At 40.6% G+C, this 19,200-nt stretch carries 19 protein-coding genes; 6 read left to right on the forward strand and 13 right to left on the reverse strand.

Annotation, left to right across the window (positions count from 1 at the left end; all coding sequences use genetic code 11):
* Positions 1-49: 49 nt before the first annotated feature.
* From FOA19_RS20355 to FOA19_RS20415, 13 genes are all read right to left on the reverse strand, one after another.
* Entirely contained in the window at positions 50-778 is a 729-nt protein-coding gene (locus FOA19_RS20355) for a M48 family metallopeptidase (protein WP_149092672.1), read from the reverse strand.
* A complete protein-coding gene (locus FOA19_RS20360; RefSeq protein ID WP_149092673.1) occupies positions 768-3,809 on the reverse strand; it encodes a type I restriction endonuclease subunit R in 3,042 nt (1,013 codons plus the stop codon). The genes FOA19_RS20355 and FOA19_RS20360 overlap by 11 nt, the downstream gene beginning before the upstream one ends.
* Entirely contained in the window at positions 3,806-5,113 is a 1,308-nt protein-coding gene (locus FOA19_RS20365; protein ID WP_149092674.1) for a restriction endonuclease subunit S, read from the reverse strand. Before FOA19_RS20365 ends, FOA19_RS20360 begins: the two co-directional genes overlap by 4 nt.
* Complete coding sequence (locus FOA19_RS20370) at positions 5,101-7,917, reverse strand: type I restriction-modification system subunit M (protein ID WP_149092675.1); 2,817 nt, start codon at positions 7,915-7,917, stop codon at positions 5,101-5,103. The genes FOA19_RS20365 and FOA19_RS20370 overlap by 13 nt, the downstream gene beginning before the upstream one ends.
* Positions 7,917-8,114 carry a helix-turn-helix domain-containing protein gene (locus FOA19_RS20375; protein ID WP_149092676.1) on the reverse strand — a complete coding sequence of 66 codons (198 nt, stop codon included), beginning with the start codon at positions 8,112-8,114 and terminating at the stop codon, positions 7,917-7,919. The genes FOA19_RS20370 and FOA19_RS20375 overlap by 1 nt, the downstream gene beginning before the upstream one ends.
* A gap of 122 nt (positions 8,115-8,236) precedes the next feature.
* Positions 8,237-9,382, reverse strand: a complete 1,146-nt coding sequence (locus FOA19_RS20380) for a hypothetical protein (RefSeq protein WP_149092677.1) — start codon at positions 9,380-9,382, stop codon at positions 8,237-8,239.
* Between the two features lie 87 nt (positions 9,383-9,469).
* Positions 9,470-10,306 (reverse strand): agmatine deiminase family protein, encoded by an 837-nt coding sequence (locus FOA19_RS20385; protein WP_149092678.1) that lies wholly within the window; start codon positions 10,304-10,306, stop codon positions 9,470-9,472.
* On the reverse strand, positions 10,303-10,839 hold the full coding sequence (locus tag FOA19_RS20390) for a hypothetical protein (RefSeq protein ID WP_149092679.1): 537 nt from the start codon (positions 10,837-10,839) through the stop codon (positions 10,303-10,305). Before FOA19_RS20390 ends, FOA19_RS20385 begins: the two co-directional genes overlap by 4 nt.
* Positions 10,839-12,254 carry an AAA family ATPase gene (locus FOA19_RS20395; protein ID WP_149092680.1) on the reverse strand — a complete coding sequence of 472 codons (1,416 nt, stop codon included), beginning with the start codon at positions 12,252-12,254 and terminating at the stop codon, positions 10,839-10,841. Before FOA19_RS20395 ends, FOA19_RS20390 begins: the two co-directional genes overlap by 1 nt.
* Positions 12,247-13,920 carry an ATP-dependent nuclease gene (locus FOA19_RS20400; RefSeq protein WP_149092681.1) on the reverse strand — a complete coding sequence of 558 codons (1,674 nt, stop codon included), beginning with the start codon at positions 13,918-13,920 and terminating at the stop codon, positions 12,247-12,249. The genes FOA19_RS20395 and FOA19_RS20400 overlap by 8 nt, the downstream gene beginning before the upstream one ends.
* Before the next feature lie 333 nt (positions 13,921-14,253).
* Complete coding sequence (locus FOA19_RS20405) at positions 14,254-14,676, reverse strand: hypothetical protein (protein WP_149092682.1); 423 nt, start codon at positions 14,674-14,676, stop codon at positions 14,254-14,256.
* Positions 14,677-14,712: 36 nt separating this feature from the next.
* Positions 14,713-15,117: a hypothetical protein gene (locus FOA19_RS20410; protein ID WP_149092683.1), complete on the reverse strand. Its 405-nt coding sequence runs from the start codon at positions 15,115-15,117 to the stop codon at positions 14,713-14,715.
* Between the two features lies 1 nt (position 15,118).
* A complete protein-coding gene (locus FOA19_RS20415; RefSeq protein WP_149092684.1) occupies positions 15,119-15,487 on the reverse strand; it encodes a hypothetical protein in 369 nt (122 codons plus the stop codon).
* A 115-nt stretch (positions 15,488-15,602) separates the two neighbouring features.
* On the opposite strand from FOA19_RS20415, the gene FOA19_RS20420 reads away from it, so the two are divergent.
* The 6 genes from FOA19_RS20420 to FOA19_RS20445 all read left to right on the forward strand — a co-directional run bounded on the left by FOA19_RS20420 (position 15,603) and on the right by FOA19_RS20445 (position 19,131).
* Positions 15,603-15,782 (forward strand): hypothetical protein, encoded by a 180-nt coding sequence (locus FOA19_RS20420; RefSeq protein WP_149092685.1) that lies wholly within the window; start codon positions 15,603-15,605, stop codon positions 15,780-15,782.
* Positions 15,769-16,182 carry a hypothetical protein gene (locus FOA19_RS20425; RefSeq protein ID WP_149092686.1) on the forward strand — a complete coding sequence of 138 codons (414 nt, stop codon included), beginning with the start codon at positions 15,769-15,771 and terminating at the stop codon, positions 16,180-16,182. Before FOA19_RS20420 ends, FOA19_RS20425 begins: the two co-directional genes overlap by 14 nt.
* Positions 16,183-16,273: 91 nt before the next feature.
* Positions 16,274-16,507: a hypothetical protein gene (locus FOA19_RS20430; RefSeq protein ID WP_149092687.1), complete on the forward strand. Its 234-nt coding sequence runs from the start codon at positions 16,274-16,276 to the stop codon at positions 16,505-16,507.
* A gap of 32 nt (positions 16,508-16,539) precedes the next feature.
* Positions 16,540-17,115 carry a hypothetical protein gene (locus FOA19_RS20435; RefSeq protein WP_149092688.1) on the forward strand — a complete coding sequence of 192 codons (576 nt, stop codon included), beginning with the start codon at positions 16,540-16,542 and terminating at the stop codon, positions 17,113-17,115.
* 107 nt (positions 17,116-17,222) lie between these two features.
* Complete coding sequence (locus FOA19_RS20440; RefSeq protein WP_149092689.1) at positions 17,223-17,861, forward strand: recombinase family protein; 639 nt, start codon at positions 17,223-17,225, stop codon at positions 17,859-17,861.
* A 397-nt stretch (positions 17,862-18,258) separates the two neighbouring features.
* Positions 18,259-19,131: a helix-turn-helix domain-containing protein gene (locus tag FOA19_RS20445; protein ID WP_223808998.1), complete on the forward strand. Its 873-nt coding sequence runs from the start codon at positions 18,259-18,261 to the stop codon at positions 19,129-19,131.
* Positions 19,132-19,200: the final 69 nt, after the last annotated feature.

Here is a 19,200-nt window from a genome sequence, read left to right on the forward strand (position 1 = left end):
CTTATAGTAAGCTTTAATTGCTGTTAGTTCTAAGTGAAAGCAAGGTAAATTAATAACCCCAATCACTATGCGACACAGGTAAACGGTTCAGTTCATCTCGGTGCTGCCGCCAGTTGGGCATGAATTGGTTCATATAAGCCATGAACTGGTTGTTATGGTGGCGTTCCAATAGATGCACCAGTTCATGGACGATGATGTATTCCAGGCAGGATTTGGGCTTCTTAGCCAACTGAAGGTTCAACCAGATACGCTTGTCGTCGATGTTGCAGGCTCCCCACTTGGTCTTCATCTGCTTAACACCCCAACTATTGGCTTTCACGCCAATCGCCTTTTCCCACTTCTCCATAAGCTCAGGAACATTAGCCTTCAATTGCTTGCGATACCACTCTTTCAGCACCTTGGCCTTCTCTTCTCGGCTTGACCCAGGTCTTACATAAAGGTTGATTTGGCGGTTATTCTTGAACTCTACCTTGTTAAAACCATCTCGTTCAATCACGTTCAGTAGGTAACGCTGGCCGAAAAGGTAATGGCTCTCGCCAGAGATGTACTCCCTTAGTGTCTCCCGTTCTTGATTCTGGAAGTTTTTGATATGCTTCTTTATCCAGCCGAGCTTGGAAATGGCAAAGAGCCTGATAACCTCACTGTCTGTATGCGATGGTGCTGCCAATCGAACCCTACCTGTTGGCGGGTAAACCGCCAAGTGCATGTTCTTTATTTCTTTTCGTATTATGTCTACCTCTATGTTTGCTATCTGAATCGTTTCCTGATTAGTACTCATTCTGTGCTTTGATGATTTCCATTAGTGCCTTCGTCTTCTCTTCATCCTTAAGTATTGCCTTTACTGCCAGCATCAGCTTCTTTTCTTTCATGAAGTGTTCTCGCCAATCATCAAGTTTGTTAGCCTGAATCACACTGTCCACCGCCAGAGCCAGTACTTCGTCTTTGTCCAGGTTATCGTACAAAGCACGTTTGGCATTGGTAGTAAGGGAAGAAGGGTAGTCAGAACCCTTAGAAGATTGCTCCACTTGCCCCGCCAGCTTAGCTATCTTTTCAAGATATTCTTTGTAGGCAATGACTGCTTCTTTCCTTTGCTTTATGAGTTCATCCAGCAATGCTGACATCTTCTCATAATATTTTGGGTTCGCATCAGACTTCTCGATAATCGCCTTCCGCATGTTGTTCTCGATGGTTTCCGCCATCGCTTCCTGCTTCTTCTTATCATTTTTCTTGTACTCACCTTCATCCTCGTTCACCTGAAGGATAAGCTGCACCAGCGATTTGTTTTCGAAGTCAGATATCTTCTTGCTGCTGTTGGCGGACAGGTACATGTCCATCAACTGGCGCATTCCTGGCTCAAAGCGTTTCATGTCTAAGTAATCACCGCTGGCGTTCTTGATGGTATCCCGCAGGTCAGAGTAGTATTTTACATCCTCCCTGATTTTATGCGCTTGCTCTGCTGTGTAGCCTGCCTTCTCCATCTCATTAGCGATGTTTACATAGGCTCGCATCAGCGTGGCAGTGGCTTTATAGAGAGCAACACGCTTTTCTTCGGTATTCCTTAAATCATCTCGGTTCTCGGTGTTGCCGCAGAAGAAACGGATGAAGGTCGGCTCGTCTTTCGGGAAAACGGGTTCACACATGGCTTTAACCGCCTCCAAGGCAGTGTCCAAGTCTTCTCGGCTTTTTTCCAGACGGTCAACCAGCAAACCTTTCACATCATCTGAATCATAATCATCCAATGCACCCGAGGTATAGTCTTTGATGGACTTTTTAAGGCTCTTGAACAGGTCTTTGTAGTCAATGATGTAACCGTAGTCCTTATCTTCTGTATCGACTCTGTTCACCCTACAGATGGCTTGGAACAAGCCGTGGTCTTGCATGCTCTTGTCAATGTAGAGATAGGAGGCTGACGGTGCATCAAAACCTGTCAGCAATTTATCAACCACAATGAGCAGCTTCATCTTTGCAGGTTCTTTCTTGAACTTAGTTTTAACCTCGTCCTCAAATACATCTGGTGCCTTACCGTTAAGCATTTTCTGGTAGACTTCGTATTGCAACAGCTTGTCGGTAGGGGAGCCTTCGCCCGTTTCTTCGCCTTTTATATCGGCTGCCGTGGGATTATAGGAGGTGATGATGGCGCACTCTTTGAAGCCCACGCTCTGGAACAGTTCATAGTACTTGCATGCTTGGTAGATGCTGCCAGATACCAGCATGGCATTGCCTTCACCGCTATTAAGGCGTGGTTTTGTTTTAAAGTCTTTGACGATGTCATATACTATTCTTTCAAGCCTTGACTTGGAGCCAAGCACCTTTTGCATAGTACCCCACTTCTTTTTTAGCTCCACCTTTGCAACATCAGTCAAGCCTTTGGTTTCTGCGTCAAACCACTCGTCTATGCTTTGCTGGTCGGTCACGAACTGCTCCACGTCACGGGCTTCGTACAGCAAGTCCAGTACCACACCATCCTCTACGGCTTCATCAAACTTGTATGGGTTGCCGATGTAGGGACCGAATATCTCAATGCTTCTCTGCTTGTCTTTTCTGAGCAGGGGAGTACCCGTGAAACCGATGAACATGGCATCAGGAAGTATGGCTTTCATGGCATCATGCAGCTTACCCGATTGTGTGCGATGGCATTCATCTACGAACACGTAGACATCGCCTTTGGCTTTGAAGTCCTGCGCTAAGTTTTGTTTAAGTTCCTCGATGTAGGAGTTGATGTCACCTTCTTCTGACTGCCGACCGAACTTATGCACCAGGCTACAGATTAGCCATGGTTCCTTTTCGTTCAGCACACGGAGCAGGTCTTTGCCGCTGGTGGTGCGGTAGATGTTCTCGTCCACCCCCAGAAAGAGCTTCTGTATCTGGTCGTCCAACTCGTCTCGGTCGGTGATGATAAGCACACGGCTGTCCTTTACGTTCTCCCGAATCCACTTGGTGAGCCATACCATGGTAAGGCTCTTGCCGCTGCCCTGCGTGTGCCAGATGATACCGCCTTCTCGTTCATGCACGTGCTGTTGCGCAGCTTTTATGCCGAAAAATTGGTTGGGGCGGCAAAGTTTTTTTATGCCGCCATCGAACACCACGAAGTCGTGAATCAGTTCTAACAGTCGTTCCTTTGCGCATAGCACCGATAGATGTTTGTCCAGCAGGTAATCATACTGCTTGTCGCTTTCCTCTTTCCAGCTTAGGTAGTATTTCTCTGGTGTTTCTATGGTGCCGTAGCGCAACCCCTGCGTATCATTACCCGCCAGCACCAACTGCATGGTGGTGAAGAAACGCTGAATGAACTCGGGCTTCTGATTGTCAAGGTTCTGGCGTATACCCTGCGTGACACCGCACTTGCTGCGCTTCAGTTCCAGCACGCCAAGTGCAATGCCGTTGACGTAGATAACGATATCTGGTCGTTTATTATGCTTGCCTTTCACCGTTACCTCTTCGGCAATGGCAAAATGGTTCTTGTGTGGTTCTTTCCAGTTGATTAACCAAACCGTATCCTTGTTTTTGCCTACTTCCTCTTTGGCGGATACACCATACCGTAGCATGGTGTAGACTTCTTTATTGGCAGTATACAAACCGTTTGTAAGGTCTGAGGCGGCTTTGGTAAAGATGTCTATGGCTTTGTTTGCCAACGTAGCCGAATAGCCCTGCTGCATCGTTAGGAAATTGAACAGCAACCCCGTTTCTATGGGTTGTGTGCGCTCTTCCTTTTCCCAATCACCTAAATAGGTGTAGCCAAGCCCCTGCTGAAACAGTGCTAATATACGGTCTTGGGTTTCTTTCTCTGGTTTACCCACATGGTTGCTCATACCAGTCTGGTTTTTCCTGTTAACAGTTCCTGCATCATACCCTGCTTAATGCTCTGATACTTAGCTTTCTTCTTTTGTAGGTTTTTAATTTCGGCATCCATATCAGATAAGATTGCAGCAATTGACTGTTGCTCCCTTATGTTTTTAGGAAAAGAAATTTTTATTTTATCCAGCCGCTTTCTTTGGATTCCTTGAGCGGTCGAACCAGTAGCATTTAGCTGTAACTCATTTTGGAAAGCATCGGAAATCATATAGTGATAAAGGAAATTATCATCTACTAAATTGTTGGTTTTAATTAACACAACCCTTTGGCTTAAGATATACTTTCTATTATCGGGTATTTGCGCAACGTTGCCCAATGGAGCTTCCATTGTTAAAAGAACATCTCCCTTTTTACAAGAGCCTTGTTCCATCCATCTGCCATAAAGAGCTTCACTTCCATAGTAGCATTCTTTATTGAAATCAATTCTGCCCATTTGAACATTGTTTGCAGATAAAGCAGGAATTTCACCACCGCCCCAATCCATGTTTAACTTTTTAGGAGTTCTTCCTCTGTAATCAATATATTTTGATACTACATGAATGAAGTTCTTTTCTTCCCACTCACCCTCAAAACCAGATAACCGATTACCGCCTTGCTTTGGAGATATAAGCAGTTGCTGCATCGCACCTTGTTTGATAGCTTCCTTTTTGGTAATAAGCTTATCTAAGTTGCTGACTAAAGCATCTACATCGGTTAGCGATTTTGCAATGGCTTTTTGCTCTGCGAGTGTTGGTGGAATTGGAATAAATAAACTGCCATATTCAATGCCGTTTATACCAGGTTGTCCACTTCGCATGGACATAACTGCGACCCAATTCCAATATACTTTAGTTTGAAGAAATGCAGCTAAGTATCTTGAATCTATTACAGTAGTATCAGGTGTAATTTTTATAAGGAAGCCTGCATACACTAAAATTCCATCTTTTGGATTATAATGGTAGGATTTTCCTACACTTGCCCCTGTTCTTGCAAATACAATTTCACCTTCTTTTAATATATACCTCTTCCAATCTGGATTATTCACAGATGCTTTGCCAGAATGGATGTACTCTCCTGAATCAGAAATGTCAGTTATTCTAAGATATTGAGGTAGACTTTCGCTGAATTCAACTGCTGGTGCATTGATACCATAAGTTGGGCTATCAGCAATCAAGTTTTTTAACCGAACAACTTCCCAGTCTTGCGGTATAACACCGACTTCCGTTTCTTTGAAGCCATTGTTTACCTTTATTTTAGTTTTTATATCTTCTAATAACTGCATACAAATCCCATTTTTTGAAGGTGGGCATTAACATTAGTTGTTAATTCAGAAACTATACTGTCTATTTCGCTTAATGTGATGTCATAGCGCTCAGCCAGTTCTTTGATTCTGTTTGTCAGGTTATGAGAGATATCATCAACTTCAACTTGTACAGTAGCATGGAGTGTAGCCAGCCACTTATCATCCACCACCAGCACTTTCACTTCATCAGGAGTCAGTTGCTTATACTTTAGTAACACCATTTCTTCCAGTGTCTTGTATGCATTCTTTATGCTGTTGGCTGCGTGACCCATAGCTTCCAGTTGCCTTATTAAAGTCTGTATCGTTCTTATCTCAGATAAGTATTCTCCTTGCTGACCCAGAGAAAGCTTTGTGTAAAGCTCAGAGATAAGATTTTGCCTTTGTGTTTTAGCGACTTTCTTCAAATGCGTTTGTTCAGACACTTTCGCTAAGTACTTAGTTAAGCAATTAACCTCTACTATCAATGCATTAGGCGTTGATGTTACGGCAACAGTATTGGTGTGAAACAATCCAGTCTGTCCGTTAGTGTTAGAAGGGGATGCTGCTTGCAGCTTTTGCAATTCAACCAATCTTAATTCTATACCGCCCTTTGCTAACTTGCCTTTGGCATTCAGACACTTGTCGAAATAACTGGCAGTAGCTTCTCCTTGCTCAAGGTTAGTGAGATTGGTTTCGCATTGCTCCAATGCCGCTATTGTTTCCTGATAGTCAGCATATGAATCTTTGAAATGGGCAGCGAAAGCCAGGTTCTCATACTCTTCCAGCTTGCTGCCAAGCTCAGCTTTGTTTACCTTGCCGCCTTCAGCATCCTCAAAAATGCCATCTTCCCCGCTGTTGTCTTCTACAACCGTATTGAACACGTTTTGCAGGTTTTCCAGTTCGGTTTCCTGTTGCTGAATGGCTTGCCACTCTTCTGCGAAGTAGCGGTTGACCACCAGCGGTTTCGGCACAAGGTCACTGTCAAGAATAGGGTACTTTTTGCCTGGATTCACCACACGCAGTTTTGCTACCCAGCCTTCTTCCACAATCAGGTAGGCATCATCCTTCATGGTATCATTCCAGTAGTTCATAAGATGCTGGTAAATGACATATTTGTTCACCAGAGGCTTGTTGGTATATTCTTCCAACAGAGATTCCGCCACTTGGTAAATGAGTGCCTTAGGCTTTGTGTTTTCATCTATACCCAACAGTACAGGCTTGTTCTTCTCTACCCATGTATGGAACACCGTTTCCATTTCCTGGCTGAAATCCTTGAATTCTGGGTGAGAGAAAATAGTTTCTTTTATCTCCGTTGCATCAATGTTGAGTTGGCTGTAACCATCACGCAACGGAGCGTATATCTCAGCCTTCAGCGATGGATACACTTCCCAAAAGCTGTTCAGTGAATCAATGTCTGCATTCGGAATCCCACCGTTCAGGTGCGCATCCAAGTCATGGATGTCTTCGGCTTCCTGCGTGTCAATATATCGAGGGATGTTCAGGTTGAACTCATTCGCCTGTATCTCGGCAAACGGCACGAAGCGGGCATATTTTTCAACCGTGGTGTTTTTCTTGAAGGCATCCACGATGTTGTGTACATCCTGCTCACGGAGCCTGTTCTTGTTACCGTCTTTGATAAAGCCTTTGCTGGCATCAATCATGAAGATTCCTTCACGGGTGTCAGCACCCTCTTTGTCCAACACAATGATACAGGCAGGTATACCCGTGCCGTAAAACATGTTGGCAGGTAAACCTATGATGCCTTTGATGTACTTGCGCATAATCAGATTCTTACGGATGGTCGCCTCTGCATTGCCCCTGAACAGCACCCCGTGCGGCAGGATAACCGCAGCCTTGCCTGTGCTTTTCATAGACGCCACAATGTGCAGCAAAAAAGCATAGTCACCGTTTTTGTCTGGTGGTACACCGTACTCTTTGAAGCGCTGGAATTCATCATCCATAGGGGAGATGCCGTTGCTCCAACTCTTGGTAGAGAAAGGAGGGTTGGCTACCACATAATCAAAACGTTTGAGCGAGCCATCTTTCTCTTTGAACTTGGGTGTAGAGATGGTATTTCCTTTCTCAATGGAAGCCTCTGGGTGGTTGTGCAGCCACATGTTCATCACCGCCAACGCTTTGGTGGCATTGTCCATTTCTTGACCATATACGCTCAAGCCCTTAGGTGATTCCTGCACTACCTTCAGCAAAAGCGAGCCTGAACCACAAGTTGGGTCATACACTGAGAAGGAGGGGCTGGTCGCCTTGTCCACCTCAATGATGTTCGCCAACACCCTGGATACTTCGGCAGGAGTGTAGAATTGTCCTTTTGACTTGCCAGACTCAGTGGCGAAATGGCGCATCAGAAACTCATAGGCATCCCCCAGGATATCATCATCCTCAGCCCTGTTGTTTTTGAAGTTCAGCCCTTCATTTTCGAAAATGGATATTAAGGAGGAAAGCTTGTCTACCTTGTCCTTCCCGCTACCCAGCTTATCATCATCATTGAAGTCGGTCAGGTCAATCGTTCCCGTTAACCCGTTCGCCTCCGCCAGCGGCTTGATGATTTTCTTGTTGATTTTATCACCGATTTCTTTATCACCTTTCAGCTTGACCATGTCCTGGAAGCTGGCACCTTCTGGTATCTCAATCAGCCCATCGGCTTTCCCTGCGTACTTGTCGGATACATATTTGATGAACAGCAACGTCAGCACGTAGTCTTTGTACTGCGAAGCGTCCATACCACCCCTAAGCTCGTCACAGCTTTTCCATAAGCTGCTGTACAGCTCTGATTTCTTAATCGCCATTATGATTTTTTGTTAGATACTAAAAGTTCTTTCACGTCAATATCCAGTGCCACAGCAATATCCATCAGCACTTCAAGTCTTGGCTGTTGCCTGTTTTGGGCGTAGGAATTGACCATGTTGTAGCTTTTGCCAATGCGTTCGGCAAGCCAAGTCTGCTTTATACCTTTTTCGGTCAGTACTTCTTTGATTCTGTTCATTAAGATGAATATTGAAGTAGAGACCTAATATAGTATTAAGATTGTATAATATATCTTGTTTTTTGGGATATGCAGAAAGTGATTTTGAATTAGAGAGGGGTATCTTTATTCTGCAAAAGGATTTAATCTTCTGTGTTTTCCACTTCTTCACGAATCTTATCTATAAACATAGATGGATTCTTGCCTTTTAAAATACTGTCTAACCAATATGTCTCGAGTAAGCCTAATCCATATCCAGCTGCTATTCCAATTGGACCTGCAATTGCTGCACCCAATGCAGTATTAACTCCAAATAGACTAATGTTTCTAATAAATTTTCCGCTATTAGATTCAAAAAATTTCGAATTTCCTTTTATTTCGTTAATATATTCTCTGGTTATTTCTTGGGCATTGTAATTTTCACTTACCTGATTTATCCATTTTCTAAAATATTTTGCAGTAGAAAGATGTCTGATTTTGATAACCTTATCAAAGTCTAATTTTTCGTTTAAATACAAGCTTTTTAAATTTGGTATATTTTCGATTGTGAGAATTTGTGAGGTATTTGTCGAAACTTTTAATGCATCGCCAATATTTTTTAAATTATGTTCGCATATTTTATAATGTTCGTAATTTTCATAACTTTTGAAGTTGTACTTAGAAAGTACAGCTGTTTCCAATAATTTAGAACCCAGGTGTAATAATAAACTTCTTTGTTGTAAGTTTAATTGTTCTGGCTCAACCAAGTACGGCAAACCTAATTCTGCTAAATTATTCTGTTTATATGCATTAATAACAAAATTTGCGGAATCCGAAGAAAACTCCATTCCGTTTGGAATTATGAAGTTCTTAGAAGCTTTTCTTTTAAAGATTCTTTTCCTATCTCTATGGAATCCAAAAAGAGTAAGTGCTTTTTCAATATTATTTTCGGGGTCAAAATCTTCATCAGAAAGGGAGCCTGCAGCTAATGGAGGTTGACCAAACATAGCTGATTCATTATTTGTGCCATCTTCATTACGATTGCCAATACCTGTAACAAGTACTGGCGTCCAAATAATAAAGTGGATATAACCTCTTTCGATTAGCTCTTCAACCTTATTTATTCCTAATTTATCTAATAAAAAAATTAATGGAAAGCTAACTCTATTTGTGCTAATTGTAATTTTATCAAAAATTAATAATTGTTCAAATAAACCAGAAAGAATGTTCTCTTCTTCTTGAGGCGTTAGGCGAGTAATAGCGAAGTCATATGGTGAGCCAATTGTATTGTTGAAAACAGTGCTAATCATTTTAGGATAGTTTTAATTTATCAGGGTAATAATCTAATCATTTGGTTTATTCAAAGACTGGTAATTTAATATTGATTAAAAGTAAAATTAAGTCATTATATTCCAAGTAATGCAATTCAAAATGCCACCCTCTAAAGCAATTTCGTTACTATCAACCGTTGCGATACTCACATTTGGGAAGAGTTGCCCAAACAACTTTACAGTTTCTTCGTCTTCTTTCTGACCAAAAACAGGAAGTACTAAGGTGCCTTTCATCTGAAGGAAGTTGATGTAGATACCGTTGGCGTGTTTATCCTTTTTATTGGAATAGGGGTTGTAAGGTATCTCTACCCAATCAAGGCCAGCATTGTGCAGTGCAGACTTGACTAAAAGTTGAAAATCCTTTTTCTCCTTAGAGTAATCGTTTATAAGTACCGTCTTTTCATCCAGGAACCTGACCATCCCATCTGCATGGCCTGTGAAATCCTTTGGTTGAGTGGGTATAAAGATTAGCTGGTCAACTTGAAATAGCTCCTGTAGCTCTTTTATAAGCTTTTTTTCTGGAATATGTGGGTTCTCTGTAAAAACTCTTTGGCACATGATAACCTTGTTCTTAGCTTTCACAACGTTGCCACCGTCAACCAGTATATTTGATTTCTTAGGCTGAAGGTTTATAGAGGTGCAAATGCTGTCCACATTAGAAATGGTCTTCTGCCATACCTTGGCCTGTAGGTAGCTCGGGTTGTAGACAAACTGGACGAATTCATCTCTGGTCACCTGGATAGGCATGTAATCCACTGCCCAAACGTCTTTGGTGTTAGGGAGAAGTGAGTGTTCAATTCCTGCCTCTTTTAAGGTCTGCTCGAACCGCTGATAGAAATCTGGATACAGCTTCAGTAATGTGTCTGCCAGATATAGAAAGTTTGTTTGATTATCTGTAATCATCTTGCCATCCTTTCTTTCCAGATAGCTTTGAAGACCTTTCCTATCTCTTTGAATTCATCGTAGGTGAAAGTATCAGTTTTTGCATTATTACACCAGTAGCAGCAGAGTACAACGTTCTCAATGTTCTCATAGAGAAGGTCTGGCACCTTACGGTCATATTCAAGCCTTCTACCCCTGGTAACAATGCGCTTGGTATTTAGCTTTCCAGAATCGAGCAGTTCCGCTATTTCGTCTTCCGTGATGTCGCAGTAATGGCACTTTCTTTCAAGGTTCTGGTACCAAGTGTAAAAATCCTCAAACACAGGAGTGAATTTCTTCCTTGACCATACAGCCCTTATTTTCGCTATCCGCTCCCTTTCTGGCTTTAGGTCTTCATACCATTGGGAGAGGGTTTGCCTTGATACATTTAGTTCTTTACTGATGTTTCCATATTTCAACCCACAGATTGAATAAAGGCGTAAAAAATCTTTTTGTAAATCAGTCACTGAGGTATTTATATTGTGGTAATCCTTGACCTCTAATAATACCTGCATTATTTTTTATAGGGGCTAAGAATGTAGCTGTCACTTAATAAAATAAGCTTCTTACAAGCTCTGGAAAGAGCAACATAAAAGTTTTTATGACACTTGAATTGTTGTGCGTTAAGTATAATTACTGTTTCAAATTCTAAGCCCTTTGTTAATAAGGTAGTACCAATGCATCTTCCATAAATTTTCCTGCCAACCCTGCGAATGCTATTTCGCTTGCTTACCATTGACTCAAATACAGAGGTGGTGTCTTGTTCGGCAGCAATGAGAGCTTTGCATAAGGTAGAGAATAATTCTTTCCTATAGCATTTCATTCCAGGGAGAGACTGGATTTCCCTTAGAATTTCAGCTATAAGCTTAAATGAAATCCCATTCCTTAGGGTATTAAACATGTTCATTAATGGAAGAACCCTTGCTTTGTCGGATGGTAGAGTCTTTCTTTTTAAACCAGTTGCATTGAACCATAAATTAAGACCTGTGGTGCTGAAGAGTTTGTTGCAAATTTCCATTATCAAAACCATAGAGCTTTCTTCGGTGATAGCATCTAATCTTTTGGACAACGCATAGAAGTCTTTATGGTCAATTGATTCTATAAGGCGGCAGGTGTTGTTGAAGCTTTTGATAAACTTCAACCTTGGCTCTATCCTGGCTGATTCTGGGTGAATAACCAGGATACTTTCCTCTGTGGTCAATAGCCTCAATATTTTCGTGTGGTTATTTTTGTAGAAGTCTTTTGTTATTATAGTCTCTATTGATGCATAATTTCTAAGGTCAATTGAATCCTTTTGTAAAAGCATCCTTCTGATAGTATCTAAATCACTCCCTAACTTCTCGTTATTACCGTTCTTCCACCTCCATGGCTCAGACAAATCAAACCGATTACCCAAAAAACTTCCCATGATGTCTGCGCTGTTCATATCTACCAATGACTCTCTCCCAAATTCGAAGATTCCCTGTAGGTAATCGCCAAGGAGTCTCGTGGGTAATACATCTGATAAGCAACTGACAAGGTTATGGTGTTCTATTGTGCAGTCTTGGTATTCATCTACAAATAGCCCCGTATAGGTACAGGTAATTACTTTTTTAACAGGCTTTAACCTCAAGAGCCGTGTTGCGTTGCTGATAATGTATGGATAGTACCGCTTATCGTCTTGGCTCGGAATCTCGTCCGCTTTACAGAAGGCAAACACATACTTTTGAGCGAAACTTGTTATAGTTTCGATACTGTATTTGGCGCTTGAAACATCAGATTTTTTAAGCTTTTCTTTTATGGAGGCAACTCCTGCATGAGTGTGAGTTAAAATCAGTTGTCTGCCTACTGTATGTTTAAGAGATTCAGCAATTGTATGAGTCTTACCATAACCCGCAGGTGCTATGAGCATACTCTTTTCCCTGGATGTAAAATCCTTTAGGTCAATCATTGTCAATCCAGTTAGACATACCTTCAAGTTGCTGTTTGAGTCTGTTGTCGCCCATATTGATTAATGAATCACAACAGGTAGTACCCAATAATTCACCCAGGCTAATAGTTTTAAACCATGACTTTTTCTTGGCTGTTTCACCCAATACATGCCTTATATCATTATTTTCGATATCTAACCAATTTGATTCTAATGTACCAAACGGTTGGTATCTGGCTTTGACACTATCCATCAACGAACCACCTAAAAGTGTAATTTGATGGTTTACCAATCCCTTTACAGCATCCCAGGGTAGGTCTTTGAAAATCTGCTGCTCTATACTGAAGTTATCTTCACAGTCTATGATTGTAATGCCCTTTCCCCTTAATTCAGATTTTTTCTGATGAACTTCTTCATCATCGGAATCGCAGAAAATTGATACTTGATAGCCTGCTTTTAAGAAACCTTCAGCATATTTAATCTGGTTTGAGCCTTTGCCTGTTGCGAAACGAACGCCTTTGATAGAAGCATTGTCTTGACCGTTCGATATTCTGTAGGTATTTAATGCTCGTAGGATTCCAACCTCTGTCTCACCTTCGCAAATCAATACCCTTTTGGCAAAAAAGGCTTCTGGGTTTGCCCTGAGAACTGGTTGCAAGGTTGAGTCAAACTGAAATAGTTTGGTATCATTCTTAGCCATCTTAAATAGGTTTTCGGCACTCAGTTCTACTAAGACATCTCTTGAATGTGTAGTAATAAATATCTGCCCTTTATTAATATCCCTAAGAGTCTTGGCAAGATGTTGCGCCCTGTCTGGTTCTAAACCTTGTTCTATTTCATCAATCAGCATTATGCCTCCTGATTGGCTAAGCTCACTTTGAATGGCTATGGATATCAGCCTTTTTGAACCTTTTCCTTTTAATCTAATTGGTAAGCCGTCCTGATGTAAACAAACCCTTCCATCCTTGAATGTAAGGTCTCGGCTATCAATTGTGGTTTTGATATCAGTAATTTCAACGCCAAGCATTGAAGCTGAATTCTCAATCTTCGTAATGATTGGTGATAATTGGGTGAATGGGCTATCGTCAATTTTATCTTTTGCCTCTCTTAAAGCCTCAATGATAGCTTCATTCCCCTGTATTGACTTACCACTTTCTTTCTTAAGTAAGGAATGTAAAGGGCTTCCCTGGTTCCAGGAAAAGTGCCTGTCAATAAAATCAGACACCATGAACATCTCTAAGCAGGCTCTATCACTTGCCTTTATCTCCAAAGGTTCCTGCCTGCCATTTACCACGCACCACTTTGGCTCTAAATCCTTTTCGACCGTCAGCCTAATAGTTAAGCACTCTCTCTGTGAGTCTTCAATATTGTCATGGATTTGATTTGTGCTTTCATCAATTACTCTTACATATAACCCATATTTGTCCTCCTGTAAAAGTCTTGGTGGAAGGTCATAAACAGTTACTTCAATCTCTATACTTGTCTCCACATTGCATCCATGGAAATCTGAATCATAGAATTGTAGATTCCAACTTCCGCATAGGACGTAGGAAATGGCTTCCAATATTGTTGATTTGCCAGAATCGCCTCTTCCAATGATGCAGATAAATTCTGAAAAGCCGAAAACTTGTTCAAAATTGGCGATGCCTCTAAAATTTGTGATTTTGAGAGTATGTATTTTTGCCATTCCTTATAATTTGTTACAGTCTGCATAGAATTACCGAACTGTCTTTTTATTGTATTAAATATAGGGAATATATGTTGATGTCTATTAGTGACTGTAAGATATAGGGTAGACGTACGTTATCTCAACTGGCTTAGGCTCCTTCACCCAATATTAGAAGGTTGTAGAAATATTAGGCCAAGTGCTGGTTGCTGTGAAGTATTACGAGTAGTTGTCCTGGCTAAAAACCAATGGTGTATTGGTGAATGTAGGTGCCAAAAGGTCAAGTTTTATTACTGACAATATAATATTGCTGATAATAATGTTGCTTTACATTTACGAAAGTGGCATTAGGTATTATTCAAGTACACTATTAATTCTGAGCTTTCTTATTAAAGCCACATCCAAAAAATGCTGCTTGTGACCCTTGACCAAATCAGAAACTTCAGTAGTTTTCTTGTCGCTAAAATAAGCAAGGCAGCAACCCACCTGGTAGGACATCTCGCATATTACAAGTCTATTGAATTTTTTATGATGGTAGTAGTTGACCGAAGACATGTCTTCTATGCTGTAACCTTCCATTTCATGCCAACCAATCAATTCAATGGTATCCATTTCAAGCCTCTGAAGCTTGTTGTCTGAAATAATATAGAGTGCGTCACCTTTCCTGACCTTATAATCTGTATCATTCGCATACATCAACCTGAGGTTATTTTGTGACGCTTTTTCCATAGCAACCCTGTCAATCGCTAAGACTGCATCCTTTAACTGTTTGTTCATTTCATGTTCTTTTCTTTTTAGATACTAAGTGTTTGGCTAAGAAGTCCAACCCATGTGTTTGTCCAATAATCTTGAAGATGCCCTGTTCCAAATCTGGCATCTTGCATCACAAATGGTACAAGCTGTTTCCTTAAAATCAATATTATAACAGTTGCATCGTGAGTTTTTGATGATAGTGCTTCTGTATTCCTCTTTTGTCTCTTCATCAATTTCTTGGGTTAGACCGTTGTAATCAACCCAGAGATAGTTGTCTTGTTGGTCTACCGCTACAGTTCTGGTGGCACCTTCTTCAAATTTGAAGATATGCAGGAAGGCAGGTGCCACAATGGTTCTTCTTTTGGAAGAGTGAATGCCGTAGAAGTTTTTTGATTCATCCATCGTTTTGTATAGTAGCTCTTCCTTATCATGGAAAAGTATCTCGTTTATCAGTATGTATACCATATTAGTTTATCTTTTTAGTATTTGAGGTGTAATCGTCATAACCCATGAAAACCTCTGTTTTTTGGGTTCCTACCTCTGCTGAGTTTGTGATAGATGCATAGAAAGTAGACCATACCAATTGCTCACCTTCCTTCATTTTTGATTCATTAAAGTCTAAGCCTACCCATACATACTCTCCATTTTCAGTTATAGCGGCAGCTTGACCGTTCTTGGCGAATGGAAATATTTGTGTGTAAGTAGCATCAAGGCATTTTCCGCAATCCTCAGATGGCATGTATAAGCCATATAATTGATTGTCACTGTCATAGGTCTTGTACACCACAACCATTTCCTGTTTATATAAAAGCTCTTTGAAAAGCACATTTTCCATCTTATCTGATTTGTTTTAAAGTATATATCAGATTGGTAAGACGAAAAGTCGAATTGTGTGAAAGTGGTATTTAGGCTTTCAGGGTTTTATATATAGATAAAACAATCATACATACATGACACACAGTTACAGGCTTGATGAACAGACGAGCTTCAGGATTCAGGAAATACAATTAATCCTGGCAAAGAAGCTGAACAAACGAATAAGCAAGAAATTTATAATTGACAAGGCCATTCTGGTTCTTCAAGAAAAAATGGAATTGATGGTGGAGGCCAGACAAGATGGAACAGAATAAGCTTCTGATACAGTATCCACAAATACCTGCCCTACATAACAAGGGTGATGTCTTTCTTGCCCTGCCAGAATCTTTTATGTTTCAGAAGAATGGAAAAGAATTGGTATTTGAAATATCTCAGGTGCTTGATGAAGGTTTGGTAGCGGTCAACATTGTCACTGCCGTTGATGAATACCAGAATGTAGTAGTGAGCTACTTCTCAAGTGCTGAGCCTATGGCAGTAAATGAATTGACCGTGCTGTTGATTTACATGGATGTAAATTCTAATCTGTTAAGACCGTTGACTGTGTTGGTGAATATCTTCGAGATAACCAAAGAACCAGCAACACCTGTGGGAGAACCAGGGGGATACCAATATTTTCTGCCCTTCAATAACTGGAATGATTCCGCTACACCGTAATCCAAAATGAGTCAATTTAATAAATAATGGCAGGATTTGGAATTCTAATGTTTAGTTGTTAACTTTGTGTAATAATTAAACAATTATAGTAATGATAATAACTATTGATACAACCAGGGAAACTACGCCTGCCAAATATGCCAAGAGAAAGGGCGTGACAGTTGCGGCTGTCACAAACTGGATAGCACGTGAGCAGATAAAGCATAGACATATAGAAGAACTTGGTTTGACCCTGGTAGAGATTGACAGCGAGGAAGATAAGATAAAGGAGAGAAGGAGAAGGATAATAGAGTCATTCCTTAGGGAAGAGAAAGAGAATAAATAGTAACCAATACTTATATTAAAATAAATAACTGAATGGAAAACTGGCAAAAAAAACACGCTGAACAGCTTATCACTGAAAATTTAATTCGATACGGTAATCATTTTTTCAATACTGACATAAATGTCAACCTCAATTTCGAACGAGAAGAGGTTGAAGTAACAGTAAAGGAAAAAACTTGGAGAAGTAACAGTAAGAAAAAGAGGAAATCAGAAAAATCATTAGAATCTGTTCTTCTGCGAAAAGAGGATAGAACTTACTATTTGCCTTATAGCTATTACACTTACCAGTATGAATCTGCAATTAAGGAGGATTTCAACTTTGAGGTAGGTTTAATCCCCGATGACTCAACGAAGGAGGTTAAGGTACATTTGAAATTCTCTGAATTAAGATATAAGAAAATCAATTCTAATGATGAAGGTGCGACCTATTACGACACCCACCATTATCTATACTCTGATAGATTTTTAAACTATATCTATTTTTATGTCAAAGGCGATACTATAATATTAGACAAGGATAACATCCAGCGCAATAGGTCGGACTACAGTCAGGCAGAGTTGCAGTTGAAGACCAGGAAAGACAAGATAAACTTCGTATTAGAGGATTGATTTTTATAGGTGAACCTCAGGCTTGTTTCAATTCAAATCTGAAAGTTGCATATATAATATTCAACAAAGCTTGTATTGAAGGTAAGTGAGGTTCAAACATAAAGGGGTTGAAGAAACTCTATTTAGATTCAGTTGATGTAAACACTACATTCCAAGTCTTAAAGCTCAAAGTAAAATTAAATATGAAAGTTGCCCTATATTTTAGAATCTCAACTCTGAATCAATCCAATGACACCCAAAAGGCAATTTTGGTTGACTATGCCCAAAGGAACGGGTATGAGTATGACCTATATGAAGAAGTGGAAAGTTCTCGCAAAACCAGGCCAGTGAAGCAACAGCTTCTGGCTAAGTTGAGGGCAGGTGAGTATTCAGGTGTTTACATCTACAAGCTTGACCGTTGGGCAAGAAGCTCCACAGAACTAATCTTGGAGGTGACGGAGCTATATAATAAAGGGGTTGGTTTTGTGTCTTTAAGTGACCAATTAGATTTCTCTTCGGCAACTGGAAAGCTTATGTTTCAAATGCTAAGTTGCTTTGCGGAATTTGAGAGAAGCCTTATCTCGGACAGAACAAAAGCTGCACTTCAAAGAAAGAAAGAATTGGGGGTTCAGCTTGGACGGAGGCCAGGTTCAAAGGATACCAAGAAGAGAGAGACCAAAAATTACAAATTGCGTGAGATGCGCAAGCGTAAAGCCATTGATGAATCAAAAGGTATCTTTAAGCCTTTAGAAGAATACATTTTATGATTGTTTCAGATTTTATTACCGCATGAAATGCCCATCTTATATGATGGGCATTTTTGCTTTACAGGCATAATCAAATAATACTCCCCCCAAACAATCAGACATACTCCAACCATGGCTTTACTGCTTCTGGGTCTACCCAACCTCCCCTGTAAAGCGACATCAAATAAACGTTCGTTTATTTGGTGTTTGAAAAAAGTAAGAAAACCTAAGTAGTAGGAGGAAAGGCTTACTATGTTACCTTCAATTAGATACTTACTTTCTAAAGATTGTTTATTGCTAACCAGCACCTATTAGGATAGCATAGCAGAGAAAGCATATAGATACTTACAGCATTACAAATTCGTATTCATAGCCCTGCAACTACCGTACAACTAATACATATCAACAGATTTAAAATTTGAAGACCATAAAGTTTCATAAAACTGAGTGCGGAGTAGACTTCCTGCTCAACGTGCGCTCTGGCGATGAACTATTAGAAGAATACACCCATACTGATGTATACAACACTGACTTTTTTGAAATTCTGTTTTTCAAGGAAGCCAAAGGGCAGCTAATTCTGAACCAGCGGACAATTGACATTGCCGACAACACCATTGTTTTCATATCCCCCTACCAGAAGAGGCAGTGGAGAATGGACCCTCATCATCTGGATTTTACCCTGCTTGTTTTCCAAGAGGATTTTCTAAACGATTTCTTTGCCGATAAGCTATTCACTTATCGCCTGCTCTATTTTTACCAGTTGGACTACCCTCTGAGTATGACTGTCGATAGCGATGCCATGCAGAAAGCCTGTGGAATACTAACTGAAATCAAATCTGAACTCATAGCCACCAAACTGGACAGTGAGCATATCATCCGCTCACTCCTGTACTACCTGTTGCTCAAACTCAACAGGGATTACGCCACCCGAAACAACCTGCCGCTCGAAAAGCCTGAGAACAGCTACGCATATCAGTTCAAGAAGCTTTTAGAGGAACATATCAATGAGAAACAAAGGGTTAATGAGTATGCATCGCTCCTTGGCATCAGCAGAGTAACGCTCAACAAGGCGGTACAAGCGCAGTTTAACGTCACCGCTACCCACCTGCTCAAGCAAAGGCTACTGTTTGAGATAAAGAATTACCTGATTCACTCAGACCTCACTGTTGCGGAAATTGCCCATATACTGAATATCTCTGAGCCTAATCACTTGGTCAGGTTCTTTAAGGCGCAGGCAGGCCTTACCACTTCTCAATTCCTGTCCGATTATCAAAATGGTATGACTTCGTAGCGTTTTGTTAGTAAGCAATGTCTTGTATGCCTCTACCTTTGTATCAAAACAAAGGACTTTAAAATCAAT

This window comes from Rufibacter hautae, assembly GCF_008271695.1.
GTDB classification, from domain to species: domain Bacteria; phylum Bacteroidota; class Bacteroidia; order Cytophagales; family Hymenobacteraceae; genus Nibribacter; species Nibribacter hautae.

Excerpts from the sequence above, each read along its gene's own strand:
- FOA19_RS20355 (WP_149092672.1), bottom strand. The coding sequence starts at position 778 with ATGAGTACTAATCAGGAAACGATTCAGATAGCAAACATAGAGGTAGAC.
- FOA19_RS20360 (WP_149092673.1), bottom strand. The coding sequence starts at position 3,809 with ATGAGCAACCATGTGGGTAAACCAGAGAAAGAAACCCAAGACCGTATA.
- FOA19_RS20365 (WP_149092674.1), bottom strand. The coding sequence starts at position 5,113 with ATGCAGTTATTAGAAGATATAAAAACTAAAATAAAGGTAAACAATGGC.
- FOA19_RS20370 (WP_149092675.1), bottom strand. The coding sequence starts at position 7,917 with ATGGCGATTAAGAAATCAGAGCTGTACAGCAGCTTATGGAAAAGCTGT.
- FOA19_RS20375 (WP_149092676.1), bottom strand. The coding sequence starts at position 8,114 with ATGAACAGAATCAAAGAAGTACTGACCGAAAAAGGTATAAAGCAGACT.
- FOA19_RS20380 (WP_149092677.1), bottom strand. The coding sequence starts at position 9,382 with ATGATTAGCACTGTTTTCAACAATACAATTGGCTCACCATATGACTTC.
- FOA19_RS20385 (WP_149092678.1), bottom strand. The coding sequence starts at position 10,306 with ATGATTACAGATAATCAAACAAACTTTCTATATCTGGCAGACACATTA.
- FOA19_RS20390 (WP_149092679.1), bottom strand. The coding sequence starts at position 10,839 with ATGCAGGTATTATTAGAGGTCAAGGATTACCACAATATAAATACCTCA.
- FOA19_RS20395 (WP_149092680.1), bottom strand. The coding sequence starts at position 12,254 with ATGATTGACCTAAAGGATTTTACATCCAGGGAAAAGAGTATGCTCATA.
- FOA19_RS20400 (WP_149092681.1), bottom strand. The coding sequence starts at position 13,920 with ATGGCAAAAATACATACTCTCAAAATCACAAATTTTAGAGGCATCGCC.
- FOA19_RS20405 (WP_149092682.1), bottom strand. The coding sequence starts at position 14,676 with ATGAACAAACAGTTAAAGGATGCAGTCTTAGCGATTGACAGGGTTGCT.
- FOA19_RS20410 (WP_149092683.1), bottom strand. The coding sequence starts at position 15,117 with ATGGTATACATACTGATAAACGAGATACTTTTCCATGATAAGGAAGAG.
- FOA19_RS20415 (WP_149092684.1), bottom strand. The coding sequence starts at position 15,487 with ATGGAAAATGTGCTTTTCAAAGAGCTTTTATATAAACAGGAAATGGTT.
- FOA19_RS20420 (WP_149092685.1), top strand. The coding sequence starts at position 15,603 with ATGACACACAGTTACAGGCTTGATGAACAGACGAGCTTCAGGATTCAG.
- FOA19_RS20425 (WP_149092686.1), top strand. The coding sequence starts at position 15,769 with ATGGAACAGAATAAGCTTCTGATACAGTATCCACAAATACCTGCCCTA.
- FOA19_RS20430 (WP_149092687.1), top strand. The coding sequence starts at position 16,274 with ATGATAATAACTATTGATACAACCAGGGAAACTACGCCTGCCAAATAT.
- FOA19_RS20435 (WP_149092688.1), top strand. The coding sequence starts at position 16,540 with ATGGAAAACTGGCAAAAAAAACACGCTGAACAGCTTATCACTGAAAAT.